This is a genomic window from Streptomyces sp. RerS4 (assembly GCF_023515955.1).
Classification (GTDB): domain Bacteria; phylum Actinomycetota; class Actinomycetes; order Streptomycetales; family Streptomycetaceae; genus Streptomyces.
The window spans coordinates 1,270,820-1,289,745 of record NZ_CP097322.1 but is presented as its reverse complement, the minus strand read 5'-3'; the positions used below and the strand labels follow the sequence as shown (position 1 = coordinate 1,289,745).

Genomic DNA, 18,926 nt, shown 5'->3' with positions numbered 1-18,926 from the left:
CCCGTTCGGCGTGTCACGGGGGCGCGTCGGATGACGACTCGGGAGGACGTACCGGTGCACATCCAGGAATGGCTGGAGACGATTCCGGCGATCAGTGTCTACCTCCTGGTGGGGCTGGTGATCGGACTGGAGAGCCTCGGCATCCCCCTGCCGGGCGAGATCATCCTCGTCAGCTCCGCGCTACTGGCCTCCCAGCACGGCGAGATCGACCCGGTGGTCCTGGGCCTCTGCGCGATCGCCGGTGCGATCATCGGGGACTCCATCGGCTACGCCATCGGACGCCGGGGCGGCAAGCCGCTCCTGGAGAAGCTCGGGCGGCGCTTCCCGAAGCACTTCGGGCCCGACCAGGTGGCGCTCGCGGAGCGCTCCTTCGACAAGTGGGGCATGTGGGCCGTCTTCTTCGGCCGGTTCGTCGCGCTGCTGCGGATCTTCGCCGGGCCGCTGGCGGGTGTGCTGCGCATGCCGTACTGGCGGTTCCTGGTCGCGAACATCTTCGGCGGGATCCTGTGGGCCGGCGGCACCACGGCGGTCATCTACTCGGTCGGGATCGTCGCGGAGCCGTGGCTCAAGCGGTTCTCCTGGCTGGCGCTCGTGCTGGCCGTGCTGCTCGGTCTCACGGTGACGCTGGTGCTGCGCGGCCGGATGAAGAAGGCGGCGGCAGCGGCCCGCGAGGCGGCCGAGCCGGTGGCGGAGCCGGTCGCCGTCGCGGACTGACCCGGTCCGGGCTCGGGTCCGGGCCGGGGTTCGGGACGGGCGGGGCGCTCCGGCCCCGCCCGTGATCCGTCACCGGGCCTCAGCCCCGCGGGCCCACCGACGCCCGGTGCTGCTCGGCCAGCTCCGTGTACATGGCGGCGTTGGCCTTGATCCCCTCGCGTTCCTCGTCGGTGAGGGGCCGGCGGACCTTCGCCGGCACCCCGGCGACCAGGGAACCGGGCGGGACCACCATGCCCTGCGGGACCAGGGCCTGGGCGGCGACCAGCGAACCCGCGCCGATCACGGCGCCGTTCAGCACGGTCGCGCCCATCCCGATCAGGCAGTCGTCCTCGACGGTGCAGCCGTGCACGACGGCGTTGTGGCCGATGGACACCCGCTCGCCGATGGAGACCGGGAAGCCGGGGTCCACGTGCAGGGTGCAGTTGTCCTGCACGTTGCTGTCAGCGCCGAGCGTGATCGGGCCGCAGTCGGCGCGCAGCACCGCCGAGTACCAGACGCTCGCCCCCGCGCCGAGCGTGACGTCGCCGACGACGACCGAGGTGGGAGCGGTGAAGGCCGTCGGGTCCACCGACGGGTACCGGTCGCCGACGCCCGCGACGAGGGCCTGGCCGTGGTTCGCCTGTTGGGTCATGCTCGTGCCTCTTCTTCCGTGTTCGCTGTCGCGCCAGTGGCACCGTAGGCCACGCCCCGCCGACCGGCGGTGATGGGGTGAAGATCACAGGATCGCGGTCCGGATGTCCGGCGCGCGGCCCACTACCGTGGCCGGGTGTCGAAGAATAAGAACACGTTCTCATCCCTGGCGGATCTGCCCGCTCGGGCCGCGAGCCGCGTGGCGCACGCGGGCTGGCGCTGGATGCAGCGGGCGGGCGCCGTCACCGCGCGCACGCCGGGGCGCCTGCGCTTCGGCGCGATCGGCGACGGTACGCGCCTGGCCTTCCCCCAGGGGACCGTCTTCGGCGAGCCGTGGATCCGGCTCGGCGCGCACTGCATCATCGCCGAGCAGGTCACCCTGACCGCCGGGATGATGCCGGACCTCGACCTCGGCCCCGACCCGGTCCTCGTGCTGGGCAACGGCGTCGTCCTCGGCCGGGGCAGCCACGTCATCGCCGACACCCGCATCAGCATCGGCGACGACACCTTCTGCGGCCCGGGGGTGTACATCACCTCCACCAACCACAGCTACGACGACCCGCACGAGCCCGTCGGCCGGCAGTGGCCCCGCAGCGCCCCGGTGGAGATCGGCCCCGGCTGCTGGCTGGGCACGGGCGCGGTGATACTCCCCGGAGCCCGGCTGGGGCGCAACGTGGTGGTGGCCGCCGGGTCCGTCGTACGGGGCGAGGTGCCCGACCACGCGGTGGTGGCGGGGGCGCCGGCCCGGATCGTACGCCGCTGGGAGCCCGAGACGGGCTGGCAGCCGCCGCTGCGCACCCCGACGCCCGTGCCGATCCCCGACGGGGTGACCTCCGAGCAGTTGCGGGGGCTGGCGCGGTGGGCGGAGGCCGAGCAGAGCGGCGTCTGAGAGGCCCGCGGCGCGGGGGACCCCAGCCGGCGGCGAGCAGGACCGTGCCCGCCAGGGCGCGGCCCGCGGCCGCCCGGACCCCGCGCAGGCGCTCCCGGAGCAGGGCGAAGGCGGCGAGCGCCGTCACCACGGGGTACGGCGACGACAGGACGGCGGCCACCGTGACGGGGCCGCTCCGCGCGGCCACGGAGCAGGTGCCGTTCGCCGCCACGTCCGCGAGGTCGACGAAGGCCGGCGCCGGCAGCATGCTCCACAGGACGCGGACCCCGACGCCCTCCGGCAGGGCCGGGACCCCGCGCCGGGCCTGCGCCCACAGGGCGGCGCCGCCCGCGGCGACGTTGGTGACCCGCTGCACGCACAGGGCCGGGAAGAGGCCGGTCACGGTGGTGGAGGCCTCCGAGATCAGGGCCATGACGGCGCCGAGACCGAAGGCCGCGACCAGGGTGAGGACGACGGCCTGCCGCCGTACGGGGGCCCCGCGCAGCTCGGGACCGCCCGCGAGGACGATCCGACGACCGCCACCGCGATGTCCGCGAACCGCCCGAGACCGGGCCGCTCGCCCAGCGCCGGCCCCACCCCGACCGGCACGATCACGCCCATCGGGCCCAGGGCCGGCGCCTTGTAGAAGCCGAACATGGCGGCCGGTCCGACGAGGCCGGCGCCGACGGCGAACCACAGCTCGCAGTGCGGTGCCGTCGGTGCTGTCGGTGTGGTGAACGGTGCGGCCGGTGGGCGCCACCAGCGCAGGTCAGTCCAGGCCGCCCGACGGCACCGACGGCGCTTCCGTCAGGGAACCGTCCGTCACAGGACGGGGATCTCGATCGCCGGGCAGCGGTTCATCACCATGTCGAGTCCCGCCTCGCGGGTGCGCGCGTAGGCGGCCTCGTCGATCACGTCCAGCTGGAACCACACCGCGTCCGCGCCCGCCGCGACCGCCTCGTCGGCGACCGCCCCGGCCAGGGAGCTGTTCACGAACACGTCCACCACGTCCACCTTGAACGGGATCTCCGCGAGCGAGGCGTACCCCTGCTCGCCGTGCACCGTCTCGGCCTTCGGGTGGACGGGCACCACGCGCTTGCCGAACCGCTGGAGGACGCGGGCCACGCCGTAGGCCGCCCGGTCCTCGTTGTTGGACAGGCCCACCACGGCCCAGGTGTCGCCGAGTTCGGTGAGGATCTTGCGGATGGTTGCCGGGTCGCCGTACACGTGCGCCGCCTCCTGCTGCTGGTCGTCCCTGGTCTGTCGACGGGCGTCCCGTCGTGGTGCTTCGCCGGGTGCAACCGGACGGACGCCTGTCCGATTCCCGGTGGCGCGGCCCGTAGGGTGGACGGGTGAAGGCAGACCAGTACGTGACGGTGGCCCGCGAGGGCGTGCACGAGACGGAGATCAACCGCTCGCGCTTCCTGTGTTCCCTCGCGCCCGCCGCGACCGAGCGGGAGGCGCAGGAGTTCATCGCGCGCGTCCGCAAGGAGCACCCCACCGCCACGCACAACTGCTACGCCTACGTGATCGGCGCCGACGCCTCCGTGCAGAAGGCGAGCGACGACGGCGAGCCCGGCGGCACCGCCGGCGTGCCGATGCTCCAGATGCTGACCCGGCGCGACATCCGCTACGCGGTCGCCGTCGTCACCCGCTACTACGGCGGTGTGAAGCTCGGTGCCGGCGGACTCATCCGGGCCTACGGGGGAGCCGTCGGCGAGGCCCTCGACGCCCTCGGGACCGTCACCCGCCACCGCTACCGGCTCGCCACCGTCACCGTCGACCACCAGCGTGCAGGCAAGACGCAGAACGACCTGCGCGCCACCGGCCGCGCGGTCCTCGACGTGCGCTACGGCGAGGCCGTCGCGATCGAGATCGGCCTCCCCGAGGCGGACGTCGACACCTTCCGGGCCTGGCTCGCCGACGTCACCGCCGGGACGGCGACGTTCGAGCTCGGCGGCGAGGCGTACGGCGAGGGCTGAGACAAGTAGCCGAACTCTGCGGGGAGTTCGGGCGCGGGAAGGTCGCACCGCCGCCCCGGACCCGGCCCGTCGCGCAACGGGTTAGCCTGAAGGGTCGGTGCGGGGGCTGGTGCGGATCATGAAGGAGAGCGGGCGTGCGGGTCGGAGCGATCGAGTGAAGTTCCTGCACACCTCCGACTGGCACCTGGGTCGGTCCTTCCACCGCGTGAACCTGCTCGCGGCCCAGTCCGCCTTCGTCGACCACCTCGTCGAGGCCGTCCGCGAGCACGAGGTCGACGCCGTCCTCGTCGCCGGTGACGTCTACGACCGCGCCGTGCCCCCGCTGCCCGCCGTCGACCTCTTCGACCGGGCCCTGCACCGGCTCGCCGACCTCGGCGTGCCCACCGTGATGATCTCCGGGAACCACGACTCGGCCCGCCGCCTCGGTGTCGGCGCGGGGCTGATCGGCCGGGCCGGGATCCACCTCAGGACCGACCCGGCGGGCTGCGCCGACCCCGTGGTGCTGGCCGACGTACACGGCGACGTGGCCCTGTACGGGCTGCCGTACCTGGAACCCGCCCTGGTCAAGGACGAGTTCGCGGCGCCGAAGGTCAGCCACGAGGCGGTGCTGGGCGCGGCCATGGACCGGATTCGGGCGGACCTGGCCGGTCGGGCTCCGGGGACCCGTTCCGTGGTCCTCGCCCACGCCTTCGTCACCGGCGGACAGGCCAGCGACAGCGAGCGCGACATCGCCGTCGGCGGGGTCGAGGCCGTGCCCGCCTCCGTCTTCGACGGGGTGGACTACGCCGCCCTCGGCCACCTCCACGGCTGCCAGACGATCAACGAACGGGTCCGCTACTCCGGTTCCCCGCTCGCCTACTCCTTCTCCGAGGCCGACCACCGCAAGACGATGTGGCTGGTCGAGCTCGGAGCCGCCGGGGAGATCACCGCCGAGCGGATCGACACCCCCGTCCCCCGGCCGCTCGCCCGCCTGCGCGGCCGCCTCGAAGAGCTCCTCGACGACCCCGCGCTCGCCGACCACGAGGACAGCTGGGTCGAGGCCACCCTCACCGACGCCGTCCGCCCCCAGGACCCGATGGCCCGCCTCGCCGGCCGCTTCCCGCACACCCTGAGCCTCGCCTTCGAGCCCGAAGGGCGCGCGGAGGACGGCCCCGCCTCCTACGCCCGGCGCCTGAAGGGCCGCAGCGACCAGGAGATCGCCGAGGACTTCGTCGCCCACGTACGCGGCGGCGGCGCCGACGAAGCCGAGCGCGCCGTGCTGCGCGGCGCCTTCGACGAGGTGCGCGTCCTGACCGCGCGCGAGGACCACGGCCGGGAAGGCGCCCGATGAGGCTGCACCGGCTCAAGGTCACCGCCTTCGGCCCCTTCGCGGAACCCCAGGAGATCGACTTCGACGCCCTCTCCGGCGCCGGGATCTTCCTCCTCCACGGCCCCACCGGCGCCGGCAAGACCTCCGTCCTCGACGCCGTCTGCTACGCCCTCTACGGTTCCGTCCCGGGCTCGCGCCAGTCGCCCGGCACCAGCCTGCGCAGCGACCACGCCGCCCCCGACACCCCGACCGAGGTCACCCTCGAACTCACCGCGGGCGGGCGCCGCCTGGAGATCACCCGGCGCCCCGAACAGGACCGCCCCAAGAAACGCGGCACCGGAACCACCAAGGACAAGGCGCAGAGCCTGCTGCGCGAGCACACCGGCGCCGGCTGGACCGGGCTCAGCCGCTCCCATCAGGAGATCGGCGAGGAGATCGAGCAGCTCCTCGGCATGAGCCGCGAACAGTTCTGCCAGGTGGTGCTGCTGCCGCAGGGCGAGTTCGCCCAGTTCCTGCGCGCCGGCGCCGAAGCACGCGGCCGGCTCCTCGGGCGGCTCTTCGACACCCGCCGCTTCGCCGCCGTCGAGACGCTGCTCGCCGAGCGCCGCCGCGCCGCCGAGGCCAAGGTGCGCGCCGGCGACGAGAAGGTGCTCGCCGCCGCCCAGCGCCTCGCCCAGGCCGCCGGCGACAGCCCCGACCTGCGGGCCTGGCCGCTGCCCGGCCACCAGCCCGGCGAGCCCGGTCTCGCCGAGGCCGTCCGGGCCTGGGCGGCCGTCGCCCGCTGCTGGGCCGGAGCGGCTCACCGTCGCCGAGTACGCGCTCGCCGCCGTCGAGGGCGCCACGCCGCCGCCCGGCGGGCCGCCGAGGAGGAGCGGGAACTCGACCGGCTCCAGCGCCGGCACGCCGAGACCGCCCGCCGGGCCGCCCTGCTCGACGCCGATGCGCCGGAGCGCGAACGCGTACGGGACCTCCTGGACCGGGCCCGCCGGGGCGCCCTCGTGGCCCCCGCCCTGGAACTGCGCGGGGCCGCGGCGGCGCCCACCTCACCGCCGCGCACGCCGAGAGCATGGCCCGCGCCGCGCTGCCCCCCGCCCTGGCCGGAGCGGGCGCCGAGCAGCTGGCCGCCGTGGAGCAGCGGCTGCGCGAGGACCTCGGGGCCGTCGGCGCCGCCCAACGGGCCGAGCTGCGCAGCGCCGAGATCGGCCGGGAGCGCGCCACGCTGGAGCGGGAGTCCCGGGACGACGAGGAGCAGCGTCAGGAGTCGGCCGAGTGGCTCGCCCGCTGGGAGGCCACCCGCGCCGGCCTCCAGGAACGGGTCGACACCGCGCAGCAGGCCCTCACCCTGGCCGAGCAGCTCGCCGGCCGGCTGGAGCCCGCCCGCATGCAGCTGACCGCCTCGCTGCGCCGTGACGCCCTCGGCGCCGAGGCCGAAGCCGCCTCCGGCGAACTGCTCCGCGTACGGGAGGAGTCGGCCGGCGCCCGGGAACGCTGGCTGGAGCTGAAGGAGGCCCGGCTGCGCGGCATCGCCGCCGAACTGGCCGAGGCCCTGACCGCCGGCGAGCCCTGCGCGGTGTGCGGGTCGGCCGAACACCCCGCGCCGGCGCGGCCCGCCCCCGGGCACGTCGACCGGGCCGCCGAGGACGCCGCCCACGCCCGTTTCGAGGAGGTCGAGGAACGCCGCGCCGCCGTCGAACGTCGACTGGCCGCCGTGCGGGAGGCCGAGGCGGAGGCCGCGGCCGCCGCGGGCGAGGCCACCACCGCCGAACTGCGCGCCCTCACCGCCGACCTGAGCGAACGCCACGCCGCCGCCCACGCGGCCGCCGCCGGACTGCACACCGCCCGCGAACGCCTCGCCCGCGCCGAACGCGAGCACGACGCGCGCGCCGCCGACCGGCGCGACGCCGAACTGCGGGCCGCCGCCCGCGCCTCCCGCCGCGAGGCCCTCGACCAGGAGCAGGCCTCCCTGGAAGCGGAACTGGTCCTCGTACGCGGCGACTCGCCCAGCGTCGCGGCCCGCGCCCGCACCCTGGAGGACCGCATCCGCATGGTCACCGGCGCCGCCGAGGCCCTGCGCCGCGCCGAGACCACCGCCACCCGCCTGAAGGAGGCCGACGGGCAGCTCTCCGACGCCGCCTTCAAGGCCGGATTCGACTCCGTCGACGCCGCGGCCGACGCCGTCCTGCCCGAGTACGAGCGCACCGCCCTCCAGCACCGGCTGGACGCCTGGCAGGCGGAGGAGGCCACGCTCGCCGAACGCCGCGCCGAGCACGACACCGCCCGCGCGGCGGCCCTGCCCCCCGCCGACCCCCGCGCCGCCGAGGCCGAGGAGGCCCGCGCCGCGGCCCTGCTGCGCACCGCCGGCTCCACCGTCGACGCCGCCCGGCTGCGCTGCGCGGAACTGGACCGGCTCTCGCGGCAGATGGAAGCGGAACTGCGCGCCCTGGGCCCGCTGCGCGAGGCGTACGAGCGGGTGGCCCGGCTCGCCGGGCTCACCGCCGGCACCTCCGCCGACAACGAGCGCAGGATGCGCCTGGAGTCGTACGTCCTGGCCGCCCGGCTGGAACAGGTCGCCGCCGCCGCGACCGCACGGCTGCTGCGGATGTCGGGGGGCCGCTACACGCTCGTGCACTCCGACGCCCGCGCCGGCGGACGTGGGCGTTCCGGCCTCGGCCTGCACGTGGTCGACGCCTGGACCGGCAGCGAGCGCGACACCGCCACCCTCTCGGGCGGCGAGACCTTCTTCGCCTCCCTCGCCCTGGCCCTGGGGCTGGCCGACGTGGTCACCGACGAGGCGGGGGGCACGCGCCTGGACACCCTCTTCATCGACGAGGGCTTCGGCAGCCTCGACGAACAGGCCTTGGACGAGGTGCTCGACGTGCTGGACTCGCTGCGCGAACGGGACCGCAGCGTCGGCATCGTCAGCCACGTCGGCGACCTGCGCACCCGGGTCCAGGCCCAGTTGGAGATCGTCAAACAGCGCGGCGGCTCGGTGGTGCGCCACCGCACGGCGGGGGTCACGGACTGATCGGCCGCCGGGCCAGCGGGGACGAGTAGACGACGCTGGTGGTCACCGGGCCGAGTCCGGCGATGCGGCCGGTGAGGTCCTCCAGGTGGACCATGGAGCGGGCCACGACCTTCAGCACGAAGCAGTCGTCGCCCGTCACGTGGTGTGCCTCCAGGATCTCCGGGGTCGCGTCCAGGAAGTCGTGGAACGGCTTGTAGTTGCCGTGCGGATAGCGCAGCCGCACCAGGGCGAGGATGCTCTTGCCCAGCTTCTCGTGGTCGACGACGGCCGTGTAGCCGGTGATGATCCCCGCCTCCTCCAGGCGGCGGACGCGTTCCGTGACGGCGCTCGCGGACATGGACACGGTGCGCGCCAACTCGGTGAAGCCGGCACGGCCGTTCTGCTGGAGGGCCGCGAGGATCCGCCAGTCGGTGGCGTCGGGGGTGTAGGGCGTGTACGGAGTATGGGGGGTGTCGGTGGGAAATCCGCTCATGGGGCAGGTCTAGCAGGGGATTCCCCGGCAGAACAAGGAGAAGGCCGGGGAAAGCCGCTTCCCCTGGTGATCAACGTTTCGTAGATTTTTGGCCATGACGACGACGCAGCCCCAGGCCACCGCCCCCACGACCACCAACCCCGTGCTCCGGGTTCCCCCGGCGAGCCCGGCGGCCGCCGCCGCGTACTTCGCCGCGAGCCTGGCCTTCCACGCGGACGTCTCGGACGTGGCCGCCGCCTTCAAGGCCCACCGCGAGCAGGGCGCCGAACTCGGCTTCCAGCTGATCGACTCCCGCTCCACCCCGTCCTGGGACCAGGCCCACGTACCCGGCGCGATCCACCTGCCCACCGCCCTGATCCCCGAGCAGGCCGAGCGGCTCCTCGACAAGAACGTCCCCGTGGTGACGTACTGCTGGGGCCCCGGCTGCAACGGTGGCACCCGCTCCGCCCTCGCCCTCGCCGAACTGGGCTTCCAGGTCAAGGAGATGCTCGGCGGCATCGAGTACTGGATCCGCGAGGGCTTCGAGGTCGAGACCTGGCAGGGCGCGCAGCGGCGCTCCGAGGCCGACCCGCTGACCGCCCCCACCGACTCGGACGACTGCGGCTGCTGAAGCCCGCGCGTACCGACGGGCCGGCCGCCCCCTTCCGGGGAGCGACCGGCCCGTCGTCGTGGCGGCGGCGCGAGGCCGGTCAGAGCTTGGAGAGCTCGTCCACCAGGTCGTCCAGCCCCAGCGAGCCCTGCGACAGCGCGGCCATGTGCCAGGCCTTCAGGTCGAACGCGTCCCCGTGCGCCGCCCGCGCGTTGTCCCGGCCCAGCAGCCAGGCGCGCTCGCCCAGCTTGTAGCCGATCGCCTGGCCGGGCATCGACACGTAGCGGGTCAGCTCGCTCTCGACGAAGTCCGCCGGCCGCCCGCTGTGCAGGCCGAAGAACTCCTGCGCCAGGTCGACGGTCCAGCGCTCGCCCGGGTGGAACGGCGAGTCCGCCGGGATCTCCAGCTCCAGGTGCATGCCGATGTCCACGATCACGCGCGCGGCGCGCATCATCTGGCAGTCGAGGTAACCCAGGCGCTGTTCGGCGTCCTTGAGGTAGCCCAGTTCGTCCATCAGGCGCTCCGCGTACAGGGCCCAGCCCTCGACGTTCGCGCTGACGAGACCCACGCCGGCCTGGTAGCGCGACAGCTGGTCCGCCACGTGCGTCCACTGCGCGAGCTGGAGGTGGTGGCCCGGAACGCCCTCGTGGTACCAGGTGGAGACCAGGTCGTAGGTGGGGAAGCGGGTCTGACCCATCGTCGGCAGCCAGGTCCGGCCGGGGCGCGAGAAGTCCTCCGACGGGTTGGTGTAGTACGGAGCCGCGGCCCCGCCCGCCGGGGCGATCATCGACTCGACCCGCTTGACCCGCTCGGCGAGTTCGAAGTGGGTGCCGTCGAGGTTCTCGATGGCCTCGTCCATCAGGCCCTGGAGCCAGTCGCGGACCTCCTCGACGCCCTCGATGTGGGTGCCGTGCTCGTCCAGGTGACGCAGCACGTCCCACGGGTTCGGCTCACCGGGCAGGATCTTGGCGGCCTCGGCCTTCATCTCGGCGAGCAGCCGGTGGTACTCGCTCCAGCCGTAGGCATAGGCCTCGTCCAGGTCCAGGTCCGTGCCGTTGAAGAAGCGCGACCAGCGGGCGTAGCGCTCGCGGCCCACCTGGTTCGGGGCGTCGGCGACCTGCGGGGCGTACACGTCGCGCACCCAGTCGCGCAGTGCGACCACGGCCGCCGTCGCGCCGGCCGCCGCCTCGTCCAGCTCGGCGCGCAGCGACCGCGGGCCGGCGGCCGCGAACTCCTCGAAGAAGGCCGGGGTGCCGTCGGCGTCCTGGCCGGCCCAGGTGGTGAGCTGCTCGATGAACGTCGCCGTGGGGCGCGGGCCGCCCGGCAGCCCCCGCTCCAGGCCGAGGGCGAGGCTCTCGCGGTACCCGGCGAAGGCGGCCGGTACGGCGCGCAGTCGCTCGACGATCGCGGCCCAGTCCTCGTCGGTCTCGGCCGGGGTGACGGTGAAGACCTCGCGGACGCTGTGCGCGGGGGAGTGGATGTTGCTGATCGCGCGCAGGTCCTCATCTGCCTCGTATACGGCGAGTTCGGCGCCCAGGCGCTCGCGCAGCAGGCGGGCGCAGCGGCGCTCGATGTCGCTGTCCGCGCCGGGCAGCCGCTCGGCGGCGTCGAGCCGGGCGAGCGTGCTGCGCCACAGGTCGGCGGCGGCCGCCCGACCGGCGGGGGAGAAGTCCGGCAGGCGGCCGGAGCTGGCGGCGACTCCGAGGTAGGTGCCCGTGATCGGGTCGATGGCGATGAGGTCGTCGACGTACGCGTCGGCCACCTGGCGGGGCAGGCGGGCGGCGTCGGTGCTGTGGAGGGTCTCAGACATGCGGCCATCTTCGTATGCGATGCGCCTCCGCGTCACCACCATTGGATCTCGGACTCCTGACAACGGCGCAGGGGCCCGCGCGCCGGGCGCGGGCCCCTGTGGAGGGCGTACGGGGGTGTATATGGGGTGGGGGGTGTGGGGGGTGTGTGTGGGGCGTGCGGGGCGGGCTCAGTGCCCCGGGCGGCGTCCGGGCTCGTACGCGCGCCGCTCGCGCGGGACTTCGTAGGGCAGGCGCGAGGTGACCGGGGTCGCGTCGAGTCGGGCGGTGATGACGAGGGTCCCCTCCTCGATCTGGTAGTCGAGGGGCAGGCCGAGGCCGCGCATGGCCGCGACCATGCCGGTGTTCGATGCCCGGGTGACCGCGTAAACGCTGTCGCAACCGGCCTCGACGGCCATCGCCAGCAGCCGGCGCAGCAGTTCGGAGCCGATGCCGCGGCGCTGCCAGTCGTCCTCGATGAGCAGGGCCACCTCGGTCTCGTCGCCGTCCCACAGCAGGTGGCCGAGGGCGACGAGCTTGCCGGAGGCGGTCGTGGCGGCGAGGGTGCGGCCGAAGCGGGGGCTCAGCAGGTGGCCGAGGTAGCGGTCGGCGTCGGCGACCGGGCCGTGGTAGCGCAGGCCGAGGGTGCGCTCGGAGCAACGGTCGTGCATCGCGCGGGCGGCGGCGAGGTCGGAGGCGTCGGCGCGGCGCACCGTGATCTCGTTGCCCTCGGGCAGGGTCAGGACGTCCTGGCTGCGCGGGACGCGGGGGCCGAGGCGGGCGTCGAGCTCGACGAGGGCGCGGGCGCGGGCGAACTCCGTCGGGGTGAACGGCAGGTAGGGCCGCTCGACCGTGATCGCGCCGCCCGAGGGGTCGCGCAGGCGCATCACCGTGGCCTCCAGGACCCCCTCGACGGGGGCGTCGGCGCCCGCGTTGGGGCGGCCGGACAGGGTGGTCGCGGGGATCGAGTGGATGGTGCAGCGGCCGAGCAACTGGCGCAGCGCGAGGGGGAGCTCGGCGGCGTCCAGGGCGGTGCGGGTGGCCAGGCCCAGGACCCGGGTGGGGGTGTCCACGAGGTCGTGTGCGTCGGCGCGTTCGATCCAGGTGCTCCGGCCGCCGGCGCGGGCCACGGCCCGGCTCAGGTCGGCGGAGATCAGCTCCTGCGGGGCGCGCAGCAGGAACTCGTCGACCGTGCCGCCCTCGGGGAGGGGGTGGGTCTGGAGGTTGACGATGTCCACGCCGTGACCGGCCAGGGCGGTGCACAGCGCGGCCAGGCTGCCGGGCTCGTCGCGCACCGTCGTACGCATCCGCCACAGGGCGCCGGCGACCTCGGCGGGGGCCGCGCCGGGGTCGGCGGTGGCGCCGCCGCCGCGCGGCACCGGATCGGAGGGCGCCGTTTCCGCGGGCGGCGGCGCGTGGCTGTGCCGGCGGGCCCACCAGGTGTGGAAGGCGGCCGTGACCAGGAGCGCCACGGCCGAGGCGACGAGCAGGAACGGGCCCTTCGGGCCGTGGACGACGAGATTGGCGATGCCGTCGGCCACCGCCACGGCGCAGAAGAGCGCGGCGAGCTCGACGAGATCGCGGCGCCAGTGGTGGTGGCGGTGGGGACGGGCGGCTGCGGCGGGGTTACGTTCAGTCATGAACCCACTGTGGCCCAGGGGTGTTGCGTGATCACGAACGGTCTGTGACCGACTGGTTAAGTGTCGATTGGCCCGTTTCACCCAGTTTTCCGGCTGATTTCGCCGGGTGACCCCTCCGCTTACCGCTGACCCACGCGGCCGGGTTGGAGGCACCGCGTGAAGAGTACGCCACCCCCCTGGCGGCGCAACCGGACGGTGAGTTCGCCGCTGGCGCCGTCGATGTCGACCTCGCCGTAGTACGGCGGGTTCTCGGCCGGGGACATGTTGGCGACCTTCGCCGACTCGACGAACGCCGTTCGCGGGCCGAAGGTGGCGTCGAGCCGACCGGCCGGGAAGCCGCCCGCGCCGACGGGACCCGACACGAACTCCCAGAACGGCGCGAAGTCGCCGAAGGCGGCGCGTTCGGGCGCGTAGTGGTTGGCTGCGGTGTAGTGGACGTCTGCGGTGAGCCAGACGGTGCCGGTGATGTGCTGGTGCTTGATGTGCCGCAGGAGTTCGGCGATCTGGAGCTCGCGTCCGAGCGGGGCACCCGGGTCCCCTTGGGCGACGGCCTCGAAGTTCGTCGCGCCGTCGGGTACGACGATCCCCAGCGGCATGTCGGCCGCGATGACCTTCCAGGTGGCGCGGGAGCGCGAGAGTTCCCGCTTCAGCCAGGCCAGTTGTTCCGCGCCGAGGATGCCGATGGGGTCCTCGGTCCGGCGGCCGGGGGAGTTGGCGTCGCGGTACGTGCGCATGTCGAGCACGAAGACGTCGAGCAGCGGGCCGTGGCGCAGCACCCGGTACATGCGGCCTTCGGCGCGACCGCCCCGCAGGTCGGTGACGGCGAAGTACTCGCCGAAGGCCTGACGGGCACGCCCGGCGAGGATGTCGACGTCCTTGACGGTGTAGCGCGGGTCCTCGATCACCTGGCCCGGGTACCAGTTGTTGCGCACCTCGTGGTCGTCCCACTGTGCGAGGACGGGGACCTGGGCGTGGAAGTCGCGCAGGTTGCGATCGAGCAGGTTGTAGCGGAAGTTCCCGCGGAACTCGGCGAGTGTCTCGGCGACCTTCGCCTTCTCCTCCGTGGTCACGTTGTGCCAGATGCGGCCGTCGGGCAGCGCGACCGACGCCTGGATGGGGCCGTCGGCGTAGATCGTGTCACCGCTGAAGAGGAAGAAGTCGGGGTCGCGCAGGCGCATCTCCTCGAAGACGCGGTACCCGCCCAGCTCGGGGTTGATGCCCCACCCCTGGCCGGCGAGGTCCCCCGACCACAGGAAGCGCACGTCGTGGCGGCGGGAGACGGGCGTGGTGCGGAAGGTGCCGCGCACCGGCTCGCCGGAGCGGCGCGGGTCGTCGGGGTCGGCGAGCACGACCCGGTAGTGGATCTGGCGGCCGGGCGGCAGGTCGCGCAGGGTCGCGGTGCCGGTGTAGTCGGTGGCGGGGCCGAGGAAGGGGCCGTTGTGGCGGCGGACGCCATAGCGGAACGACTCGCTCGGGGAGGTCTCGACGTACATCCGGGCGGGGCGGTCGGAGCGCGTCCACACGGTCGCGGAGTGGGCGGTGATCTCGCCGGACTGCGTGCCCCAGAGCGCGGCCGGGCGTCCGGAGCGGACGAAGGCGGCGGACCGGGCGGGCGCGGCGAGCGCGGGCGCGGCGTAGACGGTGGACAGGGCGAGGCCGAGGGGGACGGCGAGCGAACCGCCCAGCAGGGTCCGTCGGGTGTGCGGCAGGGATGCCATCGGTGCGTCTCCAGGGGCCGGCGGGGGTGGGCCGGACCAGTGTGCCGCCGCACACCGGACCGGCCGCGTCGCCCACGCGAACCGCGGATGAACAGCCGTCAGCAGGTCATCGGAGGGTGATGGTTGACGCCGTACGGGTGTCCGGGGTGTGCGCCGTGTCCGTGGCGCGCGTCGTGTCGGCCGCGTGCGCGGTGTCGGTGATGACGCGGGCCACGAGCGCCGGATCGTCGTGCATCGGCACGTGTCCGCAGCCCGGCAGGCGGACGAGGCGCGCCCCGGGCAGGGTGTGCTTGGCGCGCACTCCCTGGCGGGGCGGCAGCAGCCGGTCGCCCGAGCCCCAGGCGAGGGTGACGGGCACGTCCGGCACGTCCTCGGTGAACCGTACGGAGCCACCCGCCGCCAGCGTCTGCTCGAAGCCGCTCGCGCCGCGCAGGGCCAGGGTCTCCGCGACCACGGCTTCGGGCGTCCGGCGCGCGGGGTGGGCGTAGATGGCGCCGGTGAGCGCCGCCCGGCCGAGGGCGCTGCGGGAGAGCCGTTCCAGCAGGGGCAGGGGCAGCGTCCGGGCGCCCGCGCGCATGGCCTTGAGGACGGTGAAGGCGTAGCGCCGCTCGCCCTCCGTCCAGAACCCGGCGGGGGAGAGCGCGGTGACGGAGCGGACCAGACCGGCGCGACCCATCTCCAGGGCGAGCAGGCCGCCGAGCGAGTTGCCCGCGACGTGCGGGCGCTCCACGCCCAGCTCCGAGCACAGCGCGCCGAGGGCCGGGGCGATGGTGTCGAGGTCGTAGGGGACGCCGGCGGGCAGGGACTCGGAGGCGCCGAAGCCCGGCAGATCGACGGCGATGACGTCGAACTCGGCGGCCAGGATGTCCGTCACGGGATGCCAGGCCTGGAGGTGGTGGCCGATGCCGTGCAGGAGGAGAAGCGGTTCGCCGGCGCCCTTGCGCTCGTAGGCGACGGTGGCGGTGCGGGGGTCGCGCGGCGAATCGATCGGGAAGGAGACCGTGGCGGTCATGCTGCTCCTCGTCGGGAAGGACGCGCGTCGGGTCGACGCGTGTGAGACGGGCTGTCAGTAATGACTGTGCCCATCACTACCGCTCGGTAGCCTGCCGTCACAAGACGTCTGCCGCGCCTGCCCGGACGCGTCGGCGACACCTTCCGGACGGCTTACGGCATCTTTCGGTCGTCTCCCGGACGTCTTCCGGTCGGAAGGGGTGCGGGCGAGAACATCCTGTGAACGGCTTGCTACATATGCCCGATCTGCCCGGCAAAGCGGTGAGGATTGGTCTTGACCAAGGGGGTGCGCCGTCCTATCGTCGCAGGGATAGTGCAGGAACCTTTAATAAACAAAGGCGCGGAACTGCGGCGCGTAACTGCCGCTGGAACACGGCGATAGCGGCGATTGCAGGAGGAGTCAGGGTGGGGACCACGCAGCTCGAATCGGTGCCGGAGCCGAAGTACTGGCACCTCAAGAACGTGCTCAGCGAGGCGCTCGACCAGGACTTCGCCGTGGGCGAGGTGCTGCCGAACGAGCGGGATCTCGCCGCGCGCTTCGGTGTCGCCCGCGCCACCCTGCGACAGGCCCTGGAGCAGCTCGAACTGGAAGGCCGCCTCCAGCGCCGCCGCGGCGTCGGCACCACCGTGGCCCCGCCGCGCGTCGGCGTCGCCGTCGGCAGTACGGGCCACAGCTGGCCGGGAGAGGGCGCCGACGGCTGGGAGCCGGTCGACGCCGTCGACGGTGTTCCCGCCGCCGCCGTCCGGGGGCTCCTCGGCACCGGCCCCGAACAGGCCGTGCACACCGTGCGCCGGACGCGCGTCACGCAGGGCCAGGCCGTCGCCGCCGAGCTGCTGTACGTGCCCGCCGGCTCGGTTCCCGGACTCTCCGCCATCGACGCGCCGGCCGGTGCCGCGCGGGCGCGGGCCGTGCTGCGCGAACTCCAGCGGCTCGCGCTCGACGGGCAGGACCGGTCGGTCGAGCTGGGCTCCGCCCGCGCCGACGACGCCAAGGAGCTGGACCGCCTGCCCGGCGCCCCGGTGCTGGTGGTGACCACCCGCTACTTCACCGCCGAGGGCACCGCCGCCGTCTCCGTGGCCACGTACCGCGCCGACACCTGCCGCCTGACCTTCGGCGACTCCGGTGTGGAGATCACCGAAACCCGCGCCGCCTCCTGACCCACCTGCCACGAGCCCCCGCCGCACCCGTCCTCAGGGGTGCGGCGGGGGCTCGCGTCGTCTGCCCGCCCGCCTGCCTCCGGCCGGGGGGCGGGGCGGGGCGCGGGGTGGCGGTCAGCGGCGGGCCGTCACCGTCTTCTCCACGGCGAACAGCTCTTCCTCCACGTGGTCCAGCGCCAGCCGCAGCGCCCCCGTGGCCACCGCGGCCTCGCCGAGCAGCGACAGCGCCACCCGGGGCGGCCGCAGGCAGTACCGTTCCAGTTCGCGGCGCAGCGGGTCCAGGACCCCGTCCAGGCCGGCGGCCCAGCCGCCCACGACGACGAGTTCCGGGTCCATGGCCAAGACCAGCGCGGCCACGTCGTGGACGAGCCGCTGGATGAACCGTTCGACGGCGGCCACCGCCCGCTCGTCGCCCCGTTTGGCCTTCGCGAAGACCTCGGCCACGGCCTGCTCGTCCAGGGGGTGCAGCGGTTCGCCCGTCGTCGACAGCAGCCGTTCCGGGGTGACCTCGCGGCCCAGCAGGTGCAGCGCGCCGATCTCGCCCGCCGCGCCGCCGAAGCCCCGGTGCAGCCTGCCGCCGATCAGGGAACCGGCGCCGGGGCTGAGTCCGGCCATGACGAACACCATGTCGTCGATGCCCCGGCCGGCGCCCTTCCAGTTCTCGGCGACCGCGGCCGCGTTCGCGTCGTTCTCCACCCGGACCGGGCAGCGGAACGAGCGGCGCAGCCGCTCCCCGAGCGGCAGGCCCGTCCAGCCCGGCAGCGCCGTCCCGAGGCGAACCGTTCCGTCGGCCTCCACGATGCCCGGACTGCCGACACCGACGGCCCGCAGCGAGTCGCGGGGGATCCCGGCCCGGCGGAGCAGATCGGCCACGGCCGCCCTGACCTTCTCCAGGCGCTCATCGGGGGACGCGGCCTCGGCGACTTCCTTCGTTCCGGCCCCGATCACCCGGCCGTCCAGGCCCGACAGCAGCACCGCGACGCGGTGCGAGCCGATCTCGATGCCCAGCAGGTGCCCGGCCTCGGCGCGGAAGCGGAAACGCCGCGCGGGCCGACCTTGCCTGCGCGCGCCCTCCTCCGCCTCGGCCTCGACCACCAGCCCGGTGCCCATGAGCCCTTCCACGACGCCTTCCACCGTCGGTCGGGAAAGTCCCGTCACGCGGGTCAGGTCGGTGAGGGTCGGCGATTCGGCCGCGCGCAGTGCCCGGAGCACCACGGCCGAATTGATCCGCCGAAGCAGAGAAGGATCCCCGCCGGTCAGCTGCCCCAACGTGTGTCCTCCCAGCTAGCGGCCCTGTCAGCCGGATCGTACTGCCCGTCCGGCGGGCTCGCGAGAAGCGGCCCCCCATCGGCCGGAACCGGTCCGTCGCCTCAGGCCGGAGAGACGAATCCGGACTCGTACGCGGTGATCACCGCCTGGGTGCGGTCACGCGCCCCCAACTTGCCCAGAATGGCGCTGACATGTGACTTCACGGTCTCCGTGCCGACGATCAGCTCCCCAGCGATCTCCACGTTGGTCAGCCCGCGCGCCATCAGCCGCAGGACGGCCTCCTCGCGCTCGGTCAGCGCCGCCCGCTTCAGGGCGGCGCGGGCCTGCCGGTTCCCGTACTCGGCCGCGAGGGCCCGTACGGCCGCCGGGAACAGCAGCGTCTCGCCCTCCGCCACCAGCCGGACCGCGTGGACGATCTCCGAGGGTCGGGCCCGCTTGAGGAGGAAGCCGTCCGCGCCGGCCCGCAGCGCCTGGTAGACGTACTCGTCGTTCTCGAACGTGGTGACCACGAGGATCTTCGGCGGCGTGTCCACCGACCGCAGGACCGCGCGGGTGGCCTCGATCCCGTCGAGCAGCGGCATCCGCACGTCCATCGCCACGACGTCAGGCCGCAGGCTGCGCACGAGGGGGATGACGGAGGCGCCGTCGGCGGCCTCGCCCACCACCTCGATGTCGGGCTGGGAGTCCAGGACGGCGCGCAGACCCGCACGCACCAGGGGCTCGTCGTCGACGAGCAGTACGGTAACCGGCATAA

At 74.2% G+C, this 18,926-nt stretch carries 15 protein-coding genes and 2 pseudogenes; 7 read left to right on the top strand and 10 right to left on the bottom strand.

Annotated features, from left to right (window positions below; translation table 11 throughout):
- The first annotated feature begins 54 nt into the window (after window positions 1–54).
- Entirely contained in the window at window positions 55–714 is a 660-nt protein-coding gene (locus M4D82_RS05835; RefSeq protein WP_249771500.1) for a DedA family protein, read from the top strand.
- A gap of 79 nt (window positions 715–793) precedes the next feature.
- Here M4D82_RS05835 and M4D82_RS05830 read toward each other — a convergent pair whose 3' ends face one another.
- Window positions 794–1,345 carry a gamma carbonic anhydrase family protein gene (locus M4D82_RS05830; protein WP_249765016.1) on the bottom strand — a complete coding sequence of 184 codons (552 nt, stop codon included), beginning with the start codon at window positions 1,343–1,345 and terminating at the stop codon, window positions 794–796.
- Between the two features lie 135 nt (window positions 1,346–1,480).
- Between M4D82_RS05830 and M4D82_RS05825 the strand changes: the two genes are divergently transcribed.
- Window positions 1,481–2,233 (top strand): acyltransferase, encoded by a 753-nt coding sequence (locus M4D82_RS05825; RefSeq protein WP_249765015.1) that lies wholly within the window; start codon window positions 1,481–1,483, stop codon window positions 2,231–2,233.
- A gap of 25 nt (window positions 2,234–2,258) precedes the next feature.
- Here M4D82_RS05825 and M4D82_RS05820 read toward each other — a convergent pair.
- A pseudogene (locus M4D82_RS05820) lies at window positions 2,259–2,914 on the bottom strand (hypothetical protein); the annotation flags it as partial.
- A 120-nt stretch (window positions 2,915–3,034) separates the two neighbouring features.
- A complete protein-coding gene (locus M4D82_RS05815; RefSeq protein WP_249765014.1) occupies window positions 3,035–3,439 on the bottom strand; it encodes a CoA-binding protein in 405 nt (134 codons plus the stop codon).
- Between the two features lie 125 nt (window positions 3,440–3,564).
- On the opposite strand from M4D82_RS05815, the gene M4D82_RS05810 reads away from it, so the two are divergent.
- The 3 genes and pseudogenes from M4D82_RS05810 (at window position 3,565) to M4D82_RS05800 (ending at window position 8,528) form a co-directional block, all read left to right on the top strand.
- The gene (locus tag M4D82_RS05810) at window positions 3,565–4,194 is read left to right on the top strand and encodes a YigZ family protein (protein WP_249765013.1); all 630 of its coding nucleotides are present in this window, start codon (window positions 3,565–3,567) and stop codon (window positions 4,192–4,194) included.
- Between the two features lie 154 nt (window positions 4,195–4,348).
- Entirely contained in the window at window positions 4,349–5,524 is a 1,176-nt protein-coding gene (locus tag M4D82_RS05805) for an exonuclease SbcCD subunit D (protein ID WP_249765012.1), read from the top strand.
- Window positions 5,521–8,528, top strand: a pseudogene (locus tag M4D82_RS05800) (AAA family ATPase). Before M4D82_RS05805 ends, M4D82_RS05800 begins: the two are co-directional and overlap by 4 nt.
- Here M4D82_RS05800 and M4D82_RS05795 read toward each other — a convergent pair.
- A complete protein-coding gene (locus M4D82_RS05795) occupies window positions 8,518–9,000 on the bottom strand; it encodes an Lrp/AsnC family transcriptional regulator (protein WP_249765011.1) in 483 nt (160 codons plus the stop codon). The pseudogene M4D82_RS05800 and the gene M4D82_RS05795 sit on opposite strands and share 11 nt — an antisense overlap.
- A 94-nt stretch (window positions 9,001–9,094) precedes the next feature.
- Here M4D82_RS05795 and M4D82_RS05790 point away from each other — a divergent pair, with 94 nt between their 5' ends.
- Window positions 9,095–9,610 (top strand): rhodanese-like domain-containing protein, encoded by a 516-nt coding sequence (locus tag M4D82_RS05790; RefSeq protein WP_249765010.1) that lies wholly within the window; start codon window positions 9,095–9,097, stop codon window positions 9,608–9,610.
- A gap of 79 nt (window positions 9,611–9,689) precedes the next feature.
- On the opposite strand, the gene M4D82_RS05785 is transcribed toward M4D82_RS05790, so the two are convergent.
- The 4 genes from M4D82_RS05785 to M4D82_RS05770 form a co-directional block, all read right to left on the bottom strand.
- Entirely contained in the window at window positions 9,690–11,399 is a 1,710-nt protein-coding gene (locus M4D82_RS05785; RefSeq protein ID WP_249765009.1) for a DUF885 domain-containing protein, read from the bottom strand.
- A 168-nt stretch (window positions 11,400–11,567) separates the two neighbouring features.
- Window positions 11,568–13,016 (bottom strand): GNAT family N-acetyltransferase, encoded by a 1,449-nt coding sequence (locus M4D82_RS05780; protein WP_249765008.1) that lies wholly within the window; start codon window positions 13,014–13,016, stop codon window positions 11,568–11,570.
- A gap of 119 nt (window positions 13,017–13,135) precedes the next feature.
- Window positions 13,136–14,734: an alkaline phosphatase D family protein gene (locus M4D82_RS05775; protein WP_249765007.1), complete on the bottom strand. Its 1,599-nt coding sequence runs from the start codon at window positions 14,732–14,734 to the stop codon at window positions 13,136–13,138.
- Between the two features lie 106 nt (window positions 14,735–14,840).
- Window positions 14,841–15,746 (bottom strand): alpha/beta fold hydrolase, encoded by a 906-nt coding sequence (locus M4D82_RS05770; protein ID WP_249765006.1) that lies wholly within the window; start codon window positions 15,744–15,746, stop codon window positions 14,841–14,843.
- Between the two features lie 404 nt (window positions 15,747–16,150).
- Here M4D82_RS05770 and M4D82_RS05765 point away from each other — a divergent pair, with 404 nt between their 5' ends.
- A complete protein-coding gene (locus M4D82_RS05765) occupies window positions 16,151–16,903 on the top strand; it encodes a GntR family transcriptional regulator (protein ID WP_249765005.1) in 753 nt (250 codons plus the stop codon).
- Between the two features lie 114 nt (window positions 16,904–17,017).
- Here M4D82_RS05765 and M4D82_RS05760 read toward each other — a convergent pair whose 3' ends face one another.
- Together M4D82_RS05760 and M4D82_RS05755 are read right to left on the bottom strand one after the other, a co-directional pair.
- Window positions 17,018–18,172, bottom strand: a complete 1,155-nt coding sequence (locus tag M4D82_RS05760) for an ROK family transcriptional regulator (RefSeq protein WP_249765004.1) — start codon at window positions 18,170–18,172, stop codon at window positions 17,018–17,020.
- 101 nt (window positions 18,173–18,273) lie between these two features.
- Window positions 18,274–18,924 carry a response regulator transcription factor gene (locus tag M4D82_RS05755; RefSeq protein WP_249765003.1) on the bottom strand — a complete coding sequence of 217 codons (651 nt, stop codon included), beginning with the start codon at window positions 18,922–18,924 and terminating at the stop codon, window positions 18,274–18,276.
- Window positions 18,925–18,926: the final 2 nt, after the last annotated feature.